The sequence below is a fragment of the Leptolyngbya sp. FACHB-671 genome (genome assembly GCF_014695745.1).
GTDB lineage: Bacteria > Cyanobacteriota > Cyanobacteriia > Elainellales > Elainellaceae > JAAUTN01.
The window spans coordinates 271543-292343 of record NZ_JACJOV010000127.1; the positions used below are offsets into that span (position 1 = coordinate 271543).

The 20801-nt window shown below is 47.0% G+C and carries 18 protein-coding genes; 7 read left to right on the forward strand and 11 right to left on the reverse strand.

What is annotated here, in order from left to right; genetic code table 11:
* Positions 1–92: 92 nt before the first annotated feature.
* Genes H6F93_RS17855 through H6F93_RS17870 form a run of 4 tightly spaced genes read right to left on the reverse strand, consistent with a single transcriptional unit; the run spans position 93 to position 5357 of the window.
* The gene (locus H6F93_RS17855) at positions 93–1706 is read right to left on the reverse strand and encodes an ArnT family glycosyltransferase (protein ID WP_190683323.1); all 1614 of its coding nucleotides are present in this window, start codon (positions 1704–1706) and stop codon (positions 93–95) included.
* On the reverse strand, positions 1696–2583 hold the full coding sequence (locus H6F93_RS17860; protein WP_190683326.1) for a carbohydrate ABC transporter permease: 888 nt from the start codon (positions 2581–2583) through the stop codon (positions 1696–1698). Before H6F93_RS17860 ends, H6F93_RS17855 begins: the two co-directional genes overlap by 11 nt.
* Positions 2580–3260, reverse strand: coding sequence for an SRPBCC family protein (locus H6F93_RS17865; protein ID WP_190683328.1), 681 nt, complete (start codon positions 3258–3260; stop codon positions 2580–2582). Before H6F93_RS17865 ends, H6F93_RS17860 begins: the two co-directional genes overlap by 4 nt.
* Before the next feature lie 24 nt (positions 3261–3284).
* On the reverse strand, positions 3285–5357 hold the full coding sequence (locus tag H6F93_RS17870) for a GAF domain-containing sensor histidine kinase (RefSeq protein ID WP_190683330.1): 2073 nt from the start codon (positions 5355–5357) through the stop codon (positions 3285–3287).
* A 290-nt stretch (positions 5358–5647) separates the two neighbouring features.
* Here H6F93_RS17870 and H6F93_RS17875 point away from each other — a divergent pair, with 290 nt between their 5' ends.
* Positions 5648–7351 carry an ATP-binding protein gene (locus H6F93_RS17875; protein WP_190683332.1) on the forward strand — a complete coding sequence of 568 codons (1704 nt, stop codon included), beginning with the start codon at positions 5648–5650 and terminating at the stop codon, positions 7349–7351.
* A 42-nt stretch (positions 7352–7393) separates the two neighbouring features.
* On the opposite strand, the gene H6F93_RS17880 is transcribed toward H6F93_RS17875, so the two are convergent.
* Positions 7394–8776 (reverse strand): Sll1247 family protein, encoded by a 1383-nt coding sequence (locus H6F93_RS17880; protein ID WP_190683710.1) that lies wholly within the window; start codon positions 8774–8776, stop codon positions 7394–7396.
* Between the two features lie 1457 nt (positions 8777–10233).
* Between H6F93_RS17880 and ndhL the strand changes: the two genes are divergently transcribed.
* The 3 genes from ndhL to trpA all read left to right on the forward strand — a co-directional run bounded on the left by ndhL (position 10234) and on the right by trpA (position 11819).
* A complete protein-coding gene (gene ndhL, locus H6F93_RS17885; RefSeq protein ID WP_190645584.1) occupies positions 10234–10455 on the forward strand; it encodes an NAD(P)H-quinone oxidoreductase subunit L in 222 nt (73 codons plus the stop codon).
* Between the two features lie 150 nt (positions 10456–10605).
* Positions 10606–10971, forward strand: coding sequence for a DUF3007 family protein (locus H6F93_RS17890; RefSeq protein WP_190645585.1), 366 nt, complete (start codon positions 10606–10608; stop codon positions 10969–10971).
* Positions 10972–11021: 50 nt separating this feature from the next.
* Positions 11022–11819 (forward strand): tryptophan synthase subunit alpha, encoded by a 798-nt coding sequence (gene trpA / locus H6F93_RS17895; RefSeq protein WP_190645586.1) that lies wholly within the window; start codon positions 11022–11024, stop codon positions 11817–11819.
* A gap of 18 nt (positions 11820–11837) precedes the next feature.
* Here trpA and H6F93_RS17900 read toward each other — a convergent pair whose 3' ends face one another.
* The 6 genes from H6F93_RS17900 to H6F93_RS17925 form a co-directional block, all read right to left on the reverse strand.
* On the reverse strand, positions 11838–12251 hold the full coding sequence (locus tag H6F93_RS17900; protein ID WP_190645587.1) for a hypothetical protein: 414 nt from the start codon (positions 12249–12251) through the stop codon (positions 11838–11840).
* A gap of 140 nt (positions 12252–12391) precedes the next feature.
* Positions 12392–13324 carry a 3-deoxy-7-phosphoheptulonate synthase gene (gene aroF, locus H6F93_RS17905; protein ID WP_524537966.1) on the reverse strand — a complete coding sequence of 311 codons (933 nt, stop codon included), beginning with the start codon at positions 13322–13324 and terminating at the stop codon, positions 12392–12394.
* Positions 13325–13906: 582 nt separating this feature from the next.
* Positions 13907–14287, reverse strand: a complete 381-nt coding sequence (locus H6F93_RS33410) for a hypothetical protein (RefSeq protein WP_199313786.1) — start codon at positions 14285–14287, stop codon at positions 13907–13909.
* Between the two features lie 216 nt (positions 14288–14503).
* Positions 14504–15874 (reverse strand): bifunctional UDP-N-acetylglucosamine diphosphorylase/glucosamine-1-phosphate N-acetyltransferase GlmU, encoded by a 1371-nt coding sequence (gene glmU, locus H6F93_RS17915; RefSeq protein ID WP_190645588.1) that lies wholly within the window; start codon positions 15872–15874, stop codon positions 14504–14506.
* A gap of 142 nt (positions 15875–16016) precedes the next feature.
* On the reverse strand, positions 16017–17069 hold the full coding sequence (locus tag H6F93_RS17920; protein ID WP_190683334.1) for a response regulator: 1053 nt from the start codon (positions 17067–17069) through the stop codon (positions 16017–16019).
* 484 nt (positions 17070–17553) lie between these two features.
* Positions 17554–17754, reverse strand: a complete 201-nt coding sequence (locus tag H6F93_RS17925; protein WP_190645590.1) for a hypothetical protein — start codon at positions 17752–17754, stop codon at positions 17554–17556.
* 293 nt (positions 17755–18047) lie between these two features.
* Here H6F93_RS17925 and H6F93_RS17930 point away from each other — a divergent pair, with 293 nt between their 5' ends.
* The 3 genes from H6F93_RS17930 to H6F93_RS17940 are packed head-to-tail and all read left to right on the forward strand — an operon-like array spanning position 18048 to position 20437.
* Complete coding sequence (locus tag H6F93_RS17930; protein WP_190683336.1) at positions 18048–18902, forward strand: alpha/beta fold hydrolase; 855 nt, start codon at positions 18048–18050, stop codon at positions 18900–18902.
* A 15-nt stretch (positions 18903–18917) separates the two neighbouring features.
* Positions 18918–19700, forward strand: coding sequence for an actin-binding WH2 domain-containing protein (locus H6F93_RS17935; RefSeq protein ID WP_190683338.1), 783 nt, complete (start codon positions 18918–18920; stop codon positions 19698–19700).
* Positions 19701–19735: 35 nt separating this feature from the next.
* Positions 19736–20437 carry a hypothetical protein gene (locus H6F93_RS17940; protein WP_190683340.1) on the forward strand — a complete coding sequence of 234 codons (702 nt, stop codon included), beginning with the start codon at positions 19736–19738 and terminating at the stop codon, positions 20435–20437.
* Positions 20438–20801 lie beyond the last annotated feature (364 nt).

The following is a 20801-nucleotide window of genomic DNA, read 5'->3' on the forward strand; positions in this document are numbered from 1 at the left end:
CCAACTCCATCGATTAACGCCGATAGATGAACTCACCGCGGTATCGAAGATAACTGTTTATGTAGCGCTGGTCACTCCTGAGAACTAGTTTTCTAACTGCCTTCTTTTGTAATCAATATCCAATTCTCAGTTCCCTTTGACACATTGAGTATCGCTTTGGGTTGAAGCTTGAGATCTCTAAGAGCATTGGAGTCAAGCAAAAAATAGGGTCGGGGATTACTGTTCCAAAGTTCTAGAAGCCGTTCTTGAGAAGCAGGGATAACGCGGCGATCGCTATAGAAATTCAAGGACGGACGATTGTATGGGTAGGACATGTAAACACGCTGATCAGGCGGGACACCCTGCTGCACAATTTCAGCGACAGGTTTCACCGGATATGCCTCGGCTATTTCCCAGACCCAATGCTCAGAAGTCATTAGCAACAGCAGCGACAGATAGCTTCCCCAGATCAAAACAGAGAGAAACTGCGGATTTTGTCGTGCGATTAAAACGGCAACTGTGGTCATGGAAACCCCGACCGATGCCAGAATCACCTCCAGGTCAGGCTCAGGTTGCAGACTAAACTTGGCGAAATAAAGGCTCCCAACCCAACCTATCACTGCAAATAAAGCAAATACTCCAATCCAAACCCGGGAATAGGTTGAACTGTGGGACTGCTTCATGCCGATAGGCTGACTTCCCCAAAACTGAGCAAGCTGAGCGCCAACAGCCAGAGCTAGAGCCGGATAGAGCGGCAAAATGTACCAGGGCAGCTTGGTTGCCATGAGGGAAATCGCCGTCAGGTAGACCCCACTCCAAACCAAAACCAGTTTTGCCCAACTTAAGGTTCGATTCTGCCAAACCCGCTTAAACGCTAGAGGCAAAAACAGCAGCCAAGGAAAGCCATATTTGAGCAGCTCTAAAATGTAGTACCAGGGCGGACCAACGTGATTCTCTACGGGTGTCCAGATGCGACGAAAGGACTGGTCAACGACGCTAACGCCGAGAAACTGCTGTCCATACTGTAGCCATTGTGCTCCATACCAAAGGGCAACGGGTAAACTGCCAATGCCGATGCCAGCCCAAAGGTAGGGCAGAGTGATTAATCGCGGAGTATCCCACAGTAAAAAGATTAGGGCGATCGCTCCCAGCAGCAAGCCCAACATCACACCTTTGGTCAGGCAAATCAAACCAAATCCGATGCCAATCCCCAAACTGTAGCGGCTGTCTCGGCGCGATCGCAGCAAACACCAGACCATCAGCAGCATAAAGCACAGCACTGCTCCATCCAGCATCGCCAATCGCCCATGTCGCACCACAGGGAGAAACGTCAGGTAGACTAAAGCGGCAAAAACAGCAGGAATTCGTTGCCCAAAAGCTTCTCGTCCAATGCTGTAAAGCAGGGGCACCGAAAGCGCTGTGAGAAAAGCCCCTGGCAGTCTAGCTGACCATTCGTTGATGCCAGCGATCGCATAACTTCCCGCAACCAGCAAATGCATCAGCGGCGGCTTATTTAAGTAGGGTTCACCCCAGTAAGTAGGATAGAGCCAGGTTAAGGAATGGGGGGGCGATCGCCAAATCTCACGCGCCACTTGTGCCACTAGCCCCTCATCCCAATCTCGCAGGGGCAAGCCGCCCAAATTAATGCTGTATAGCAACATTGCTGCTGCAAAGAGCCCTAACAGCCACAGCCAATCCGTCAGACGATCATCCTGCTTAATTTTCATCTCCTAAAATTCGGAGCTGTAAGTAAACAAACACTAGCGTTACCATCAACAGCACTGTAGCAGCCGCAGCCGCATAGCCAAAGTCAAACTGAGCGAATGCTTGATTATAGATGTAAAAAACCAGCAGATTCGTCGAGTTTAACGGACCACCGCCGGTGATTACATAAGGTTGCTCAAAGCTGCGGAGCGTAAAAATTGCTGTCGTCACCGTTGCAAAGATTAGCGTCGGACGTAACCCCGGCAGCGTAATGTGCCAAAACTGCTGCCAAACATTTGCACCATCCAGCTCGGCCGCTTCATAACGATTGGCAGGAATGGCTTGCAACCCCGCCAAAAACACCACCAGGTTGAAGCCAAGCTGCTTCCAAATGCTCAACAAAATCAGCACAGGCATTGCCCAGGTGACACTGCCCAACCAGGGAATTGGCTCTATTCCAACAGTGCTCAACAGCGCATTCACCGGACCATCGGTTTGAAATAGCCAGCGAAACCCAAGCCCTACAGCAACAAGAGAGGTAATTGAGGGAATAAAATAGGCAGTCCGCAGCAGCCCTCTAAACGCCACCGACCGATTTAGCAGCACTGCCAAACCCAGGGGAATTACCAGACTGGGAATTACAGTAGCTAAGGTGAAATAGACCGTATTGCCGATAACTTGCCAAAAATCTGGAGTGAGGAATAGCCGCCAGTAATTTCTCAGCCCAACCCACTGAATTCCCGCACGGGTAAAGCTGCCCGATGTAAAGCTGAGATAGATCAGATAGACAATCGGACCCAGTAGGAATGCCCCTAGTAAAATCAGGGCTGGAGCCAGGAATAACCAGGCAACTAGAACTTCGCGCTGCGGTTCATTTAGGGCATTTGGCGATCGCGTCATGACAAGCTAAACAGTTCATTAGCCCGCTCACGAATCGCAACTAGATTCATCGCCAAATTGGTGCTGAGCCGACGTTCAATCAGTCCCACAGGCATTGCCATGCGAGGCAAAACCAGAACGCTATAGCAAAGTTCTGTGCCTGTTTGATTCCCTAACGTAATAGGTTGAAGCTGCCAGCTCCCAGAAAACACCTTGAAGTCTCCCTCAACCATTTTGAAGTCAAGCCGTTGAGGAAAATTCTCAACCATATCAAGGACTACACGTGCACAAAACTTGAAGTTAAGCAAACACTGAGTTCCTACTTGCTCTAACCGAATACCGCCTTGCGGGTGAGGAATCTGTCTGCTCTTGGACAAGCTTGGAATAAAGTCTGAAAGCTTCTCGTAATCCGTGAGGATCTGCCAAACTTGCTCACCAGGATAAGGAATTTGTACCTTTGCAGAAATTCGGCGCTGCCGCCCATCCAACCGTTCCGTCTCAACCTCTACATCCTCCAGCAAGGCTGACTCATAAGGCAGGTCAACGTTAACCAACTCAGGAGCTGCTGCATCCTGAGCGGCTGAAGGACTACGCTCCGAATTTAGGTTGTACACGTCGGTCACGGGTAACTCCAGTCGATCGGTTTCAGGATAAACAGGGAATTCAGGAGAAAAGAACTGAGGGTTAGCAGCTTCCATAGGTATCTATGCCCAATTTCTCAATTAGATTAGAGTTCTGTCAAGGTCAGAGTAGGTAGAGTTCCCATGAACTATAGGTAGAGTTAAGGTAAAGCAAGTCTCCCAGGATTGGCTCTGCTCTAGGGGACGACTAGAGACGGCAATCGTTCCGTTGAGGTGTTCTACCAAACCTTTCGCAAGAGCAAGTCCCAGCCCAGTTCCCTGGATTGCTCTTTGAGTGACTCCCTGCCCCCGGCGAAATTTGTCAAAGATGTACGGCAATTCCTCCGGAGAAATTGCAGAGCCGACATTGCTGAGTGTCAGGACCAAACAGTTCTCTGAATGACTAAATTCACGATGAGCGTTCAAGTGAATAGAACTACCGTAATCTGCATATTTTTCGGCATTTGTCAGCAGTTCTGTCAGAATGCGATTGAGGCTGTCTAAATCAGTATGAACTGGCAAAGGTTGAGAAGGTAAATTGACAACTAGAGTTAATTTTTTGCTGGTTAGACTTACTTCAAAGGATTGGGTCAGGTCTTGAATAAAATCCTTGAAATCTATTTTCTGCCATTGAATAGTCGTTGAGTTTGACTCTAGTTTCTGCAATGCTAGCAGGTCATTGATCAAGCTTGTTTCTTGAGCACACTGCTGTTCCAAAATATCTAGGTATTTAGCTTGGCGCTCTGGTGGTAGGTCTGCCTGGCGCAACATTCGAATCGCTAGAGTCATACTGGTCAAGGGAGTCCGCAGTTCATGGCTGACTGTACTAAGAAATTCTTCCCGAATCTGGTGCAATCGGCGCAATTGTTCGACCTGTTGACGGGTTTTTTCATAAAGTTTTGCCTGTACTTCAAGGCTTCGCTTGAGTTGGGCAGTGCGCTCTTCGACTAATGCTTGTACCTGTCGCAGTGTCCGGGATTGAATGATGGCAGTGCTGAGTTGAGCTGCAACTAGTTTGGCAAAGATAATATCTTCTCGCTGCCAGGAACAAGGCTGAGAGTGCTGCAAAGTTAGGTAGCCCAGTACGGTGCCTTGACTTTCTAGCGGCATCAAAACTAGAGCTGGCATTGCTTCCAGGTTGAAGATTGGCGCAATACTTTTAGCAGGGGCGATAAAGTCAGCAGAAATAGGAGGGTTTAAGACATCGGTGGTAGCCGTGGAAATGACGACAGGCTCGGTACCATTGATAAATGCTTGCTGACAAAGTTTACAACTAGAAAGTTCAAAGGAGGTATTAGACCAAGTGCCTGTTTCTGAGTTGATGATTTCCTCAGAGCTTGAAGCAGTTGGAGAATTGAGCAGGTCACAAGCTCTGGGTGATTCACAAACAACCGTTACTTTAGCTTTTGGAATTTGTGAGGTGCGGTTTTTGAAGGGGTGGTCAGAATATTTGAGCAACAAAACAGCACTGCGACTAATCTGTAGCGCTGTAATTAATCCTTCTGTTACGAGTTGAAAGATTTGGGGTAGATCCCAGGCACTCCGGATAGCTCTAGTTAGCTGATCGATAAATGCTTGATACCTTACTTGCTGCTGCACTTGCCGCTCAAGTTGAGCTTGAGAGATGGCGATCGCAACTTGCTCTGATGCAGTTTCGAGTAGCTGAACCTCTTCCTGTGTCCATCGATGAGATTGCGATCGCATCACCATAATGACTCCGTTGATTCGCCCCTGGAAATGGGTTCTTTTCGCCAAGACCGCTTTGATGGTTGGTGTTGGCACGTTTAGCAATAGTGGCTTAATTTTTTGGCTTTCTGGTATGTGTGATGAAGAAGGTTGAGATTGCGGTTCTGTCTGAAGCTCAGATGCTGCTTGGTAGCCAAGCAAATCAGTTTGAATGTCAGCTAAAGCAATCGAATGAGAACAATCAGATGTTTCTTCAGATACTTTGAAGAGCCGTTTTTGCAAAATGATTAGTGAGGTAGGTTGATAGCGATGAAAAGTCGCTTGACTTTGAGGAGTCCAGCAGACGGACTGATGGCTAGCTCCATCAGGATTAAGGGTGATCGCACAACAATCTGCCAAAAACGTTTCTCCAATCACCTGGCTCAACGCCAACAGCGCTGACTGACTAGTGTCGCTTGTCAAAAGAATTTGAGCCAGTTTTTGCCGCATCTGATCTGATATGTTGTTTACCTTGAGGCTGGGTGATCTTGACTTGCTTCAGATTACACGTTGTTAAAGGCTTACAGTATCCGTGATTCCTCTACGATTCACTAAATCTTGTCTAATGTTTTTCAAAATTTGTGAGAGAGCCTTCCGCAATTCTCAGGGCTTGCACCAGTTATGCAATGTCTTGCAAGGTTAAGAAAATTCTTTAGGACAAAGGTTACTAACCCATACTGAAGCTAATACCTGCTATAACCGACAGGGAAAGGGCTTTACTCCCTCTGCATTTTGAATCTATGACTTCAGTGACTTCAGCACCAGTTGCACTCTCCTCATCACAAACGATCGGTACGGTCAAAGGCCCGGGGGAAGACGGAAATCAGTATGTTTTCATTACGGCAAATAACCGTCACGTTAAGATTGGTGAGTTTGTTTACTATGAAGTACCTGCAGCGGAAACCTTCCAAATGCCGCTACAGATTCTAGGTAAAATTTCAGCTCGTTGTTTAATTGATCATTTGCCTGATCGGATTTTTGCTGATACTGAGATTAGCCCAGAGGCGATCGCTGCCTTAGTTGGTTTCACCCATCCCAGCCCTGAAATCTACGAAGTCACTGTGGATGTAATCGGCTACTTCCATCGATCGCTGGGCTTTATGAACCCACGCAAAACGCCTGATCCAGGCGCAAAAGTATATTTAGCTGACGATGCTGGTTTGCAGCAGGTTTTGAATAAACGGCAGCCTGGAGAAGTCGGTTCAGCCCATATTGGTTCCCTGTTGCTGAGAGAAACTGCGTCAGTGCCGATCGCCCTGGATGTCAAAGAATTAGTCAGCACCCACATGGCGATTTTAGCGGGAACCGGATCGGGTAAGTCCTATACGGCTGGGGTCTTGGTTGAGGAATTGCTATCGCCCCACAACCGAGCCGCAGTGCTGATTTTTGACCCGCATGGAGAATATGGGACGCTATCAGACATGCGAGGGCATCCGGATTTTACAGCCGCAGATGGTTATGCCCCTAAGGTTAAAGTCCTGATTCCAGACGATGTGCGGATTCGGGTTTCTTCCTTGGATTACTACGATATTTTGACGCTGCTGCCAGAAATGAGCGATCGCCAGCAGTCAATTCTCAACAAAGCGTTCACTATTCTTAAGCGACACAAGCGGGGCGACTATCGCTGGGGCGTGAATGATTTGATTGCCGCGGTCTATGAAGCAGACCGAACGCAGGATGACGAAGGAAATGAAAAGACCGGATCTTCTGCTCCTGCGATTGAATGGAAACTCGACCGATTGGATCGATCAGCATATTTCCACTCAATTGATCACCTTGCTCCCAAAGATTTGTTTGAACCGGGACAAGTGACCGTGCTGCAAATGAATGAGATTAGCCAGGAAGAACAGCAAGTTATCTGTGCAGCAGTGTTACGACAAGCGAGCCATGCACGCATGAATACGGAAAAGGGCAACATCACATCCGAGGATGAGAACTATCTGCCTTATCCCGTCTTTGTCCTGCTCGAGGAAGCTCATCGCTTTGCGCCTGCCCATGAGCCGTCTCGCTGCAAGATGATTTTGCGAACCATCCTGAGTGAGGGACGAAAGTTTGGCATGGGGGTAGGGCTAATTACCCAACGTCCCGGCAAGCTTGACTCAGATGTTCTATCTCAGTGCATGAGCCAGTTCATCATGCGGATCGTTAATCCTGTTGATCAGGACAGCCTTAAATATGGTGTAGAGGCAGCCGGACGGGACTTACTGAAAGAGTTACCCGCCCTTACCAAAGGGCAGGTGATTGTTGCAGGGGCTTGTGTCAATACGCCTGTTCTATGTCAGGTGCGACAGCGCAGAACGGTTCATGGTGGTGAAACGTTAAATGCGCCTGAGCTATGGCAGAAGCATTTCCAGCAGCACCAAGTTAGAGCGAGAGAGATTGAGAAGGCTCCTGTGGCGGGGCGATCGCGGTCCGAAACTTTCCGAGGAGTCAGCATTGAGTAGTTCAGCTAAAACAGTTCAGCTAAAACAGTTCAGCTAAAACATTTAGCTACTCAGCTCTTCCTCACCCTCTTGAATGAGTATCTCTAAGGTATCCTCTAAAGCTTCAGGTTCATCAGCTAAAGCCCCATTCCGCTTAAACTGAGAAAAAATTCGGCAGGCATCTAGGCTTAGTTTTGCTCGCTGAGGTGAATTGTGATTGTTCATGTCAACCAGATTGTATTCAACGTTCTCAGCGTAGATTGCCATCGTAATATTGAAAATCTCAAAGAAGTTGACAACCCATTGACAGTCTTCTTCAGAAAAGCCCTCGTAGTATTTGATCAAATCAGCGATACGAGCTTCTAGGTGCGTACGTGCATATTTGCAAACTAGAATGATCTTTAATAGGACAACTACCAGAGTCAGAGGATTACCTTGTGAAAGTAGCAATACAAAGAGAGAGGAAGGCTCTTGCTGGTTTTCAGTTGTGAGATACTCAATGACTCGATTAGAAGTCCGCAGCAGCAACGCATCAGTAATTACCTTGTCGTTGTGGGTGGTGTATAGCGCATCTAGTCTTTCCAACAGCTGCTTCTTAAACGTTGTCACAAAATCGTCATGCTCAACCGAAAAAAGCAGGTATTCCCCAAGGCTACGCTTGAAATCCTGATAAGTTAAAGTTCTAGTTTGATTAACAAAAATGTTAGCCAGATTAGCGTAACTGAATTTCCCTCGTCTAGCTACGATCATTTTGATTAAACGCAAACCGTTATCACCCAAACTCGTTGGATTTTGGGGTAACTTTTCTTTAGGCGCAGCGGTTTCACAACGGGCAGTATAAAGAGCCAACTCAAATTTAAACTTATCTTTCAGTTGCCGTGATAATGCTCTTGCAGCTTCACGCTGCTCAATCGGATTTTTTAAGTTGATGTATTGTGGAACAAGTAAATAGGAAGTATATCGCTGGCTCCAGTGAAGTTCTTCCTGGTTTTCATATCTAGCAGCAAAAAGTTTAAGTTCTTGAAAATCTGGACTATCAACAAAATTTTTGAGCCAGATACGCAGCCTTTTCAGCGTTGGAGATAGCGTATGGCGATTAAGAACTGGATCAGAAAAGAGTTGAATTAGCTGCTGAATTGATTTGTGGCTTCTAGCAATATCCCAGTTGTTAATCAGAATGTAACAAGCTCGTTTGAGCGTATTCCGAAATTCCTGTTCTTGGTTGGCAAAAACAAGTTCATATAAAGCCGGCAGCGTATCTGAGCTGACAGTATCAACATGGTGAATAAAGAGATGTCTAAACTCTACTAAAACGTCTTCAGGCGACCATGTTTTAACAATCTCCAAGAGGTGATTGTAGATTATGTCTTGTGCCTGCGAGACGTCTCGCCGACTCCGATTTGATTTTGCTGGAGTCTGACCTTCTGTCAATCTATCCACAATCATCACGTTACCCAAAGTGACTAGCGCTTCACTCAAAAAGTTGGCAATCTGTTGTGTTTACTGAGTATGTCTAGAAAATGGCAGTGCCTACCAGCCCAGACGAGTTAACGCTTAAAATGCTCTCCTCCCTAATCCTCAATCGTAATCTAGCCAATTCCGGCAACGAGAGTCAGATGTTGTGTCAATCATTGCATCTGCGTACCCACCGGCGTATCCGCCAGAAGGTTCTAGGATACATTAAGGTTACCTATTAAGAGCAAGTACGGCTTTTTAGTCTAAAGTAGATTTGCATTTGTGACAGAAAATGCTGTAGGGGTACGCAGTTTTCAACCCAACATGGCTTGCCAAGCAAAATTTAGGTGCCACAAATTGCGCTCATATCGCCTAGAAAAGCTTCAAGCTTGGCATCACTTGTGAAGAAGCTTCAGGAGTAGCGCTAAGGGAATATTTAGCTGAATATGGGGGCGGAGGGACTTGAACCCTCACGACTTCAACAGTCAACGGATTTTCATCCTCTCGCAGCTTTCGCTACTGCCTTGAGCGATCTAGTGCTAGATCATTAGGCTTTGAGAATTGGACCCTCCCTTTACCCGCGCTCTGTGAAGCTTTTCAGCTGCCAACAAAACGTGTGGGTAGCTCCCGTCGGGCCTCTGCACCTTCCGATCAGGCTCAGAGTCTGGCACTTTGCCTTATCTGCTAATCGGCTTGGCTCAGGATTGCCTTGTCTAAGGCACAGGAAAGAGGTTGTGAGGTTGAGGACAACTGCTGATGCAGCTAATGCCTCACTCATAGAGCCTATTTCCGTTGCTTCAGATTTAGGTTTCCCTGAATTTGAGAGCTTCCACTTGATGGGTTTCCCCGTCAAGGCTCAGTTTTCTAAGTCCGCAGCGTCTACCATTCCGCCACGCCCCCGTGATTCAACTTGAGGATTTTGATTTACTCAGTCGATACTTGTCTATTCCATCACTATTTACGAGTCTACGCAACTTCTTTTGTGACACTAGTGCCAATAATGTTGCGGTAAGCCAAGGTACAGGGTTGTTAACGACGTTCCTCACTCTGCTTTGCAACAGGTTTTGCAGTAGTGGGTTACGTGGTCAGCTTTGTTAGGAGGTTTGATTTTGCTGCAGCAGATTCTTGTGGAACAAAGAATCCCATGGAATTCAGACTTTTGTTACTTTGATTACATACCTTACAAGCATTTTGCTTTGATTAATAGCCTTCCTCAGTTGACTGAATGGATATTTACAGGCTAAGTACCTGTAATGTTGTTTAAGTATATAATATTTGAGAACAAATCAGTAATTTCATCATAAATTAGAATTAGTAATTTATTTGATTGGTCGAGTTAATTGGCTTAAACAGTGCGATTTCCACAGCTAGCGGTAATATAGAGGGGATCTGCTCGGGACAGCACTGGGTAGTCAGGATTATTAATCAGCTGAGTTATTGTGAAGGTTATGTCAATTCCATTGGTTCCATTGCTATATCTGGGCTTGGGAGGAGCATATTTGCTGGTCATCCCGGCGATCACCTTCTTTTACCTGCAAAAGCGCTGGTACATTGCTAGCTCAGTAGAGCGGGTACTAATGTACTTTTTTGTATTTCTGTTCTTCCCTGGGCTGGTACTACTTAGCCCGTTTCTCAACTTCCGTCCACAGCGGCGGCAAATTGAAACATAGCGATTGAAACATAGCGATCCGTTGCGCTGGACTGTGGAACTAAGGAAATCTCCGTAAGGGCAAGCAGCAGTTTGCCCTTAGAAGCTATTTCCCTTAGACTCTTTGCTGCAACGGGAAGTATTTTTGACAGATAACTCAGGTTGATCCTGGATGCGACGAATTGACGTAATTGGTATTGGTATTGGTATTTTTGCGGCAGGCGGCTTACTCTACCTGATCTTGCAACGGGCTGGGCTGAATAGCGTCGATGCTGGCATTTGGAGTCAAGCTGCTTTAGTTGGTGGGTTAGTCGGCTGGCTGCTGACCTACCTGTTTCGAGCTGTAACTCAAAATATGACCTACAATCAGCAACTTCAGGACTATGAGGATGCTGTTTTGCAGAAGCGCTTGGAAGAGATGACTCCAGAGGAACTAGCCAAGCTTCAGGCAGAAATTGAGCAGGAAAAACGGTTAGCTCAGGAGAAACAGTTAGCAACTGAGGAAGCCAGGCGATCGCAGACGACCAACGAGCCGTAGAATGGGGAACGGTCATTTTTTAGCGAATCTACGAAGCGGCAAGGTCACAAATGGGATTAGTTCTAGATTGCATGGATGCTCTGCGCGATCGCGGTCAGTGTGCGCTGATTCCCTTTATCACAGCGGGTGATCCTAACTTAGAAACAACAGCAGAAGCGCTCAAGACCCTTGATCGCAGTGGTGCTGACCTGATCGAGCTGGGAATTCCTTACTCTGACCCACTCGCTGATGGTCCCGTAATTCAGGCAGCAGCGACCCGTGCGCTTCAGCAGGGAACCCGTTTGGAGCAAGTACTAGACGTAGTCCGACAAGTTAGCCCTGAACTAAAAGCTCCGATCATCTTGTTCACCTACTACAATCCCATTCTGAACCGGGGAATTGAAGCATTTTTGCAGCAGATTTCTGAGGCGGGCGCACGAGGGCTAGTGGTTCCCGATTTGCCGTTAGAGGAAGTAGAAGGGTTGCTCAAGCCAGCGGCGGCAGCAGGAATTGACGTGACGCTGTTAGTGGCCCCGACCAGCCCAAAAGAACGAATCGAGGCGATCGCCACTCAATCTCAAGGCTTCATTTACCTGGTCAGCGTAACGGGTGTGACCGGAATTCGCTCTCAGGTCGAAACGCGAGTACAAGATTTGCTGCTAGATCTGCGGAACGTTACTGATAAGCCAATTGGGGTCGGTTTTGGCATTTCGCAACCGGAACAGGCTCGTCAAGTAAGAGAATGGGGCGCAGATGCGGTGATTGTCGGTAGTGCATTCGTGAAGCGACTGGCAGAAGGCACGCCTGCTCAAGGATTGAAGGCGATCGAATCATTTTGCCGTAGCTTAAAGATCGCCATCAGTCAGTAATGGCTCTGTTGTAATTTACTACTGAATTTGCTTTTGAATTCGCTTTAGCTGAATAGAGCGGCTGGCGATCGTTGCTTTCTCTGGCTCAAGCTGAACATAAACTTTACCCGAGAGAAACCTACCTAACGCCGATCGCTCATACACCAGCAAGTCATCTGCCTCTGACTTCTGCTGATAGCCCATTTGACTCAAAACGTTGTTCAAGTTCGATAGGAATGCCTTTTTGCCCTTGAACGTCACGGAGAGAGTAGTCGTTCGGTTGAAATATGCTCCCATCAGCCCAGCAGCCAGTCCGCCCATCAGTCCAACCTGCTGGGGAATTCCAGAGCCCATGCCTATTCCTAACGCCTGAGATGAGACAAGGGTGAATAGGACAGCAGTGCTAGTGAAGTAATACAAAAACGTAACGCCAAAGCCGGGACCGAACTGCATAGATTTGACCTGGTTGAACAAGTTCCGCGTAGGTAAGTTTATAGCAGTTCTTGGGTAGCTAAAGTACAACATACAGCAGTGGCGCGGTGCACCACTGCTGTATACCGTGCAATTGAGAATTGCTATGTAACTCAAGTCCTTTAAACGAGTGAAAGCCGGGGCAAATTTCCGGCTTTCATAGGAATCGAGCGTCCTACAGCAGCAGCAACAGGTCTGAGGCTTTGAACCAGGCTCACCATGTCATCGAGAGAAAGGGCTTGACGAGCATCAGAGACAGATTTTTCGGGTTCAGGGTGACACTCGACCATAATGCCGTCTGCCCCACAGGCAACAGCGGCTCTGGCAAGGTCGGCAACTAATTCGCGTTTGCCTGCGGCATGACTGGGATCAACAATTACAGGCAAGTGAGTAATTTGCTTCAGGGCAACAACTGCTCCTAGGTCAAGCACGTTTCGGGTATAGGGGTCGAAGCTGCGAATGCCGCGCTCGCACAGGATGACGTTTGGGTTGCCGTGGCTAAGAATATATTCTGCGGCCATGACGAATTCTTCGATCGTGGCAGCTAGTCCACGCTTGAGGACGATGGGTTTGTCTACTTCACCAACGGCTTTGAGCAGGTCGAAGTTTTGCATATTGCGGCTGCCGATTTGTAGCGCATCGGCGTGGGTGGCGATCGCCTCAATCTGCGAGATTGCCATCACCTCAGTAATTACAGGTAGTCCAGAGCGATCGCGAACAGATGCCAAAATTTCTAACCCCTCTTGCCCCATTCCCTGGAATGCGTAAGGTGAAGTGCGAGGCTTGAATACACCGCCCCTGATTGCCTGAACAGGAGCTGTGACAAGGCGGCTGCCGACTTCCTCCATTTGAGCCTGACTTTCGACCGAGCAAGGGCCGCCTACAATCAGCAAATCTTGTCCTCCGACTGCAATTTGTTCTGAAAGCTGAACGACGGTTTTATGGCTGGGATTAGCTTTAGCAGCGAGTTTAGCGTTTTGCACTGGAGACTCCTTTAAAAAGAACGTAGTGGTGTGAACAAGGTGTGAATTGCGAGAAATCGAACTGTGAGAGATTGAACTGTGAGAAACTCAACTGAGAAAAATCCAAGCCATTAAAAAACCCGGAACCGCCTGAAGTCCCGGGTTGGTAGAAGATTGCATGACCATCTCACCCGGGTATTTCCCTGGACCAAAAAAAGTAAAAGCCGTAAAACCAGCTATTGAGATAGGTCAGCATTTTTACTTCCTGAATGAATGGCTCGGAAAACAAACTCTGAAAAAGCAAAAAACCGCAGATTGTAGTCTGCGGTTCACCAGAGGTTCCATGCAAAGCTGGACTCACCCCAGGTGAACCTCCATAAACCAAAAATAAAAGTAAGAAGTTGAGTAAATCATGGCTGTTGCAGCGGTTTTTTGCTAATTTCCAACTGTCTTTCAACCGTAGCAGGCAAAACCTGAACGAGTCAAGAGTCCTTTCGGGTGATTTACGAATTCATTCCGCTTTAGGGAAAAACTCCATCAGAGTTAAAAAGTTTGGTGGTTTCGGTCATTAAGGCTATTTCAGCTCTTAGAGAGGGGGTTCCAAAAGGGTAATAATTTTTTGTTGTGCGGGCTAAATCTGCACAACAAAAAATTATTACCTAAATGCCACTACCTTTAGAGATACTCACGGAGGAAATCGAAGGGATCATCCTCCCAACAAAGTTCAGGACTCATCCATTCCAGATTACGGAGAACATCGGCTTGAACTTCTTCTATTTCTTCATGCTCAAACAATTCCTCTAGCGCCTCTAAATCTCTTCCTCTTAGAGCTGTTGAGGGCGAAGAGCCTCTGAGAGAACCTTGATGCGACTGAGGCTGATCTAGGTCAACCGGATCAATCGCCCAATCTGCTAATCGCGTATCAGGTTGAGTAGGAGCAGCGGCTAAGGGGTGAGGCGATCGCCCAATCTTTTTCTGCAACGATGCCTTGGAGTTATATTCAGGCAACTTCGTCAGAGACGAATTGCTGTTAGGGTCAGACGAAGTGACAAACATCAAATTTAAGTACCAGTCATACAACAGGGACTCTCGGGCTAGGCCTTTATCCTGATAGTAAACCGACTAGTCGTTACTATTTGGTTCTATGCAGAACAGGAATTAATAAATTCCCAACAGCCGACCTTCTGCATGAAGCCCTTCACACTTGAGGTCTAGTAAATCGTTTCAAATGGTGCAACTTGCCTGTACCACTTGAGATTAGTACTGATTTTGTTATTGAGGAGGTTCTTCTGAGCGGGATTTAAGCCGCCAACCCGGTTTAACCACCTGACGAGCCCGGGCAATTACTAGACAATCATTGGGCACATCTTCGGTAACGGTTGAACCCGCAGCAATGTTGACATCTGCACCAACCGTGATGGGCGCAACCAGGACGCTGTTTGAACCTGTTTTGGTGCGATCGCCAATTTGAGTGGGATGCTTATTCACGCCGTCATAATTAGCTGTAATCGTTCCTGCACCAACGTTTACCCGTTCTCCAGTGGTCGTGTCGCCCAGGTAAGACAGATGAGCGACATTGGTGCGATCGCCCAAAGTAGTTTTCTTCAACTCCACAAAGTTGCCGATGCGACAGCCATCTCCTACCTGCACCTGACCCCGCAAATGAGCATAGGGACCAATTCGGGTATTGGCTGCTACGGTGCTGTCTGTCACCACCGAATACAGCACGGTCACATTTTCGCCAATTTGACTATTTTCGATCAGGCTACCTGGTCCAATGCGACTGCCTGCTTGAATTAAGGTCTTGCCTCTGAGGTGAGTCTGAGGCTCAACGATCACATCTGGCTGAAGCTGCACTGTGTCATCAATCGTCGTACTATCGGGATCGATTAGCGTTACGCCTGCCTTCATCCAGTCATCTTTAACCCGCGTTTGTAGAATGCTGTAAGCATTGGCAAGCTGCTTGCGATCGTTGATCCCTAAAATTTCCTGGTGATCTTCTACATCTACCGCCATCACGGGTTCCAAAATGCTAACGGTATCCGTCAGGTAATATTCCTGCTGGTCATTATTAGACTGAAGCTGAGGCAGCACTCGTGACAGGTCAGCCCAGCGAAAGCAATAAACCCCAGCATTGATTCGGCGGTTTTGCTTTTGCGCGGCGGTGCAGTCCCGGTCTTCTACGATTTGCGTCACAATGTTTTGCCCATCACAAAACACGCGCCCGTAGCCCTTGGGGTCTGGCAACTGAGCCGTCAGAATTGTTGCTGCATTCTGCTTCGTTTGGTGGGTGTGCAACAGCGACTTCAGGGTTTGGGGACGCAGCAGCGGCACATCACCGTTTAGCACTAGCAAATCTCCCTCAAAGTCTACCAGCGGGGAAAGTAGCTGTTGAACGGCATGTCCAGTCCCCAATTGTTCCGTCTGTTCGACAAATTCTAAATCTGGGTAGGGGCTGAGTGCTTCCTGCACCAGATCACTTCGATAGCCAACGATGATTAATCGGCGCGATGGTTGAATCTCTACCAAACTTTGCAAAACTCGCTCAACCAGCGATCGCCCTCCTAGAGGATGCAAGACTTTAGGTAAGTGAGATTTCATTCGTGTCCCACGTCCCGCTGCCAGAATTGCTACCGCTACCATGTTTTCCCCAACCTAATCCATTCTCACGGAGTATACCTTGCTAGTGCTTTTTCCAAAAGGCTGTTTTGTAAGGAGGGTGCAGGCGATGCCTGCACCCTCCTTACAAAACAGCTTCATCAAGCTGCGCAGCAATACCGATTGCTCAGTTCAAATGCGTGAACAATTCAGCTTTTTCAACTTCACTCTTCTCGGACCCAGTTTGAGTCAGAACAAACTCAGAAAACAATTGCATCAGCTTAGGATTTCGCCAACCCCTAGCAGTTTCTGCATTCATAATTTTGAGAGCTTCCTCAAATGAGAGGGCAATTTTGTAAGGTCGGCTATGAGTTAGGGCATCAAAAATGTCGATGATCTGAAATACCTGAGCCAGGTAGGGAATTTCATCGCCAACTAAACCGTCTGGGTAGCCAGAACCATCCCACCGCTCATGATGATGGCGAATAATCGGGATGACTCCTTGCATCGTTCTTAGCGGCTGACAGATTTTTTCGCCGATTAGCACATGCTGTCGCATTAACTCCCAATCTTCTGGCGTGAGTTTGTCTGTCTTGAGCAAGACTGCATCAGGAATGCCAACTTTGCCAATATCGTGCAGGTAACCACCCCACATTAAATCGCGAACCTCATTTCGGGAAAGGTTGAGAAATTCACCAAATGCTTTGCCTTGAAGAACCAGACGTTCACAGTGATTCCCGGTATTAGGATCACGGCTCTCAACGGCACGGGCAATCGAAAATAAGACTTGACTGGCATGATCCAGATCTTCGTTGAGGCGTTTTTGCTGAACTAGAGATTTGACGCGAGCAGAAAGCTCAAGCTGGTCAAAAGGCTTTGTCAGAAAGTCGTCTCCTCCGGCTTCAATTCCTCTTAGGCGGGCGCGGCGATCGTTTAAAGCAGTAATAAAAACAATTGGAATTAAGCGGGTCCGTTCATCCTGCTTGAGTCGACGACAAACTTCAAATCCATCTATCCCTGGCATCATTACGTCTAACAGGATTAGATCTGGGTTAACGTCAACTACACAGCCTAAAGCAGTAGAGCCGCTGCTGGCTTCTAAAACTTCATAACCTTCTACTGCGAGAAGAGCAACAGCAGTCATCCGACTGGAGGGATGATCATCAACAACCAAAATTTTAGGTTTTTCTGAGTCAGGACAGTTCACAAGAAGGACTCGCTTTTTGTCGTTTGTTAGCATCACCTGATATCTGGCGTACAAAACTCGACAGCAACCTGCTCAATTAGTTGGGCTAGTTAACTTGGTAGGTCCGTGCAGCAGTGATGCAACGTCTGCAATACAGTTCTTGGACAGAGGAGCAAACGCCCGTTTGACAGTTACCTATTGCCTTGCTCATTAAGCTTGGGCATTAATCTAGCCTATGATTCCCGGTGTTCAGGTTTTATTGACAAGACAAGTTGTTAATTTGAAGAAGTCTGTAATCTTCTTCAGTGCTAAGTTTGAAACGTCTTTAATCTTTTGCCCTCAGCACACATTTTCTTGCTGAAGTGCCCTTTAGTATAGCTTCAACAAGATTAGGACTGAGAAACTTAATAAATCCGCAATTTAGCGTTATTAATCCATACCAGCGAAATATCCCAATACAGCAAAAAATCGGAGACAAATTGCTCCGATTTGGGAAGTTATATCTGAAAGCAGATTGCCCCTGAAAGCAAGCCGACGGCTAGAGAACTTGACGAGAGACAAATTTCTCGAAATTAGCCTGGGTCTGATGCAGCAGCTGCTCGCGGCTGTCAATGGTTTGCGTCAGGGTGGGAACCAGATTACGAGCCTGTAACGCCATGTGAAGCTGTAGGTGAGCGACGTACTCGCTGAAGTCCTCTCGAAGTGCAGGATTTGAAAGCTGTTCGGATTGCGAAGCCAAAGTGTTCTTCCTCTCTAAACTCTGCGTCAAAGGGTATCAAAGTCAAAGGATGTCAAAAACTGACATGTAGAACGTATCATTTCAACGTTCCTTTGTTTTGCGTTTTGCAATGAAGTGTAATCCTTTTGGGATTAACTGTTGAGAAGTATAAACTTCATTGAAATCTGTCGGCAAACTTTCCCAAAATTTGGGCGAACTTGCCTGAAGTATTTTCAGGTGCGATCGCCTGTCCACATTTGTCGCCTGCCAGCATCCCTTACTCGTCAACATCTACTCTAAGGTTCCCACGCACCATGAGCGCCAAGCAGATTCTAACGCTGAATAGCCAATCTAATAATGACTTACCCTACCAGGCTGCCTATTCAGAGACAGGGCAAGGTCCAGTTGTCTTGTTTCTGCATGGCTTTATGGGCGAAGGAAGCTGTTGGCGATCGCTCACTCAACTGCTCCAGCCTCACTATCGCTGCATCAGCTTAGACATGCTGGGGTTTGGTGCGTCGTCTAAGCCCAAAATTCGCTATGACATCGCCAAGCAGGTTGCTTTTGTGCGGCAATTTGTGGAGACGCTCAATCTGGGTTCAGTGGCAATTGTGGGGCATTCGCTAGGTGGATGGGTCGCTTCAGCCTATGCGCTTGATTACGAGAACTCCGTCAGCGCTTTGATTTTAGCGGCTCCAGCTGGGATTCGAGACGACAGTTTTTGTGGGCGCTATGATGCGCTACGCCCACTGCTGTGGCAAACCCCGCTGGTGGATGGAATGCTCTGGTTGGTAAAGCCCTTCGCTGGTGTTGTTGGACAGCGAGAAGGACTGGAGCGGATTAGCTGGTTTCGACGGGAGCTAAATGCTCAACCTGCGGCCCGATCATTTTTGGTCGATCGGCTCCGTCCTGAAGATGCGATTGACACAGTTGAGAAGGAAATTCATCGGTTGCGGGTGCCGACGCTAGTGATCACGGGCGATCGCGATGAAACGATTCCACTGTGGCACTCGCAGACCTACGCCTCCGAAATTTTGGGGGCTGAGATTGTAGTGATTCCCGGTGCTGACCACGCTTTACCTCAGGGTTATGCCTCCGAAATGGCTGAACTGACCCTGCCATTTTTGAGCCGTGTATCTACTGCTTCGCCTCATCAACCCTCACCATGATAAGCAGGAGTTTCTGTGAAATACTTTGCCGTTTTAATTACGCTGTTGCGCGATCGCACGCTTTTTCTAGAAGAAATTCGTCAAGGTATTAAGATTGAAAGCAAAATCGTTTCGCTGCTAATCTCAAGCTCGATCTTTTTTGCAATTTATGGCGCAATTATTGGCGCAAACAGCAGCCTACCTCAAGTCATTTCATCGGCTGTAAAACTTCCGGCTCTGTATCTAATTACGCTGATTATCTGTTTGCCGACGCTGTTTTTCTTTGACATTTTGTTTGGGTCTACACTGGCTTTCAATCAATATGCTGCTTTGATTCTGACAACAGTCTCAGTAATCAGTGTTTTGCTATTCAGCTTTGCTCCAGTCACTCTGTTTTTTCTAGTTTCAATTCGAGATTACGAATTCTTCCTGCTACTAAACATTGCTATCCTTGCACTCACTGGAGTAATTGGCGTGAAATTGTTTTATCAGGGAATGCAATTTGTTACAGAAGCAAATTACAAGACGTTCAAATCAAGAGAGCCGTTGGTTAAATTGGACGAGGCAGAAAATCCGTCAGAAGATTTTGTTAGTGTGAAAGATGCGATTCCTGTAGAGGATAAAAGTCAAAGGATGCGAACAAGGCTGCTGCAATTTTGGTTATTCCTTTATGCTCTGGTAGGTAGCCAGTTGGGGTGGACGCTCAGACCCTTTTTTGGCGCACCTGGAGAGCCTTTTCAGCTATTTCGCAGTGAAATTGAGAGCAATTTTTATCAACAGGTGATTCGAATAATCTTCACTGTTTTGGGCCTTCAATAGTTTTAAGTGTTGCCAAGATTAAGAGCAGGTTACTTATGCAGTCAGACCTGGAGGAACTGAGAATTACCCAAAAGGAATTGGAAAACTTATCAGGTCTAGATGTAAATGAAGTCTTTGTGGGTGGTGCATGGCGACCTTCGATTATTCGCTATCCCAAAAGGCTTCTTTCGTTTGTAATGACTGAAGTTTTTACGTTTGGGTTAATTCTAATTTTTTGCTTGCCAATTGGTTTAATCATAGCTCGTAGCTTTGGTGGGCTAACGGGAGATGCTAGCAGCACTGCACAATTTCTACAGACTAGTTTTGGAGCGTCGGTGGCGATCGCCCTGCTGTGGAACTTCTACATGTGGCAGAAAGGAAAAAGTATGAAAATACTGGCTCACTTGCTAGATGAGGTAGATAAACACAATGAAATCATTGCAGCAGTTGATGTGATTGATGAACTCGGTTCGGTGAAAAACTCAACGATTAGCCTGATTGATCGGGGAGAAGTTTTAGCTGCCCTTACCGCTACAAGAGAAAGCTTAGTTTGTGCATTGATGACTGAAAAAATTTTGCGAAAACACAAGCGCTTTATTGCCCGTCGTCATGAATTGTTCAACAACATCGAAACCAATTTAGCAGCACTGCAAAATTTGCAGGTGAATAACCAGGCAGATGAATATGGGCAGCTTTTGAATGAAGCGCTTGAAATTGGCATGAGCGTACATCAGGAAATCAGAAAGTTTGAGCGATAAGAGAATTGGGAACCGGGAGATTGCCTGGAATAGCCATAGATAAGCTATAGATAATATATGAATCTTCCTACAGACAGATGACAAGCTTTCGTGCCAGACTGTTGTAACTGATTTGTTGTCTGGCTCAAAGCTATGCTGAGTGTGAATTGGAAAGTTGAACGCTGCCTGAACTGTTGCCATTTTGCGGTCAAGAGTCAGGATGAGTTTTTCGATTGCTTGAAGTGCCGAGAGCAATTGCTACACGACCAAATCACCAACTCGTTAGAAAGAAGCTGCGTATTTTGCGGACAGCCACTCATTCTTCTCATGGAATCCTGTTTACACTGTGGAAATCAGCCTAAATTACTCCAGACGGAGCTAGAAA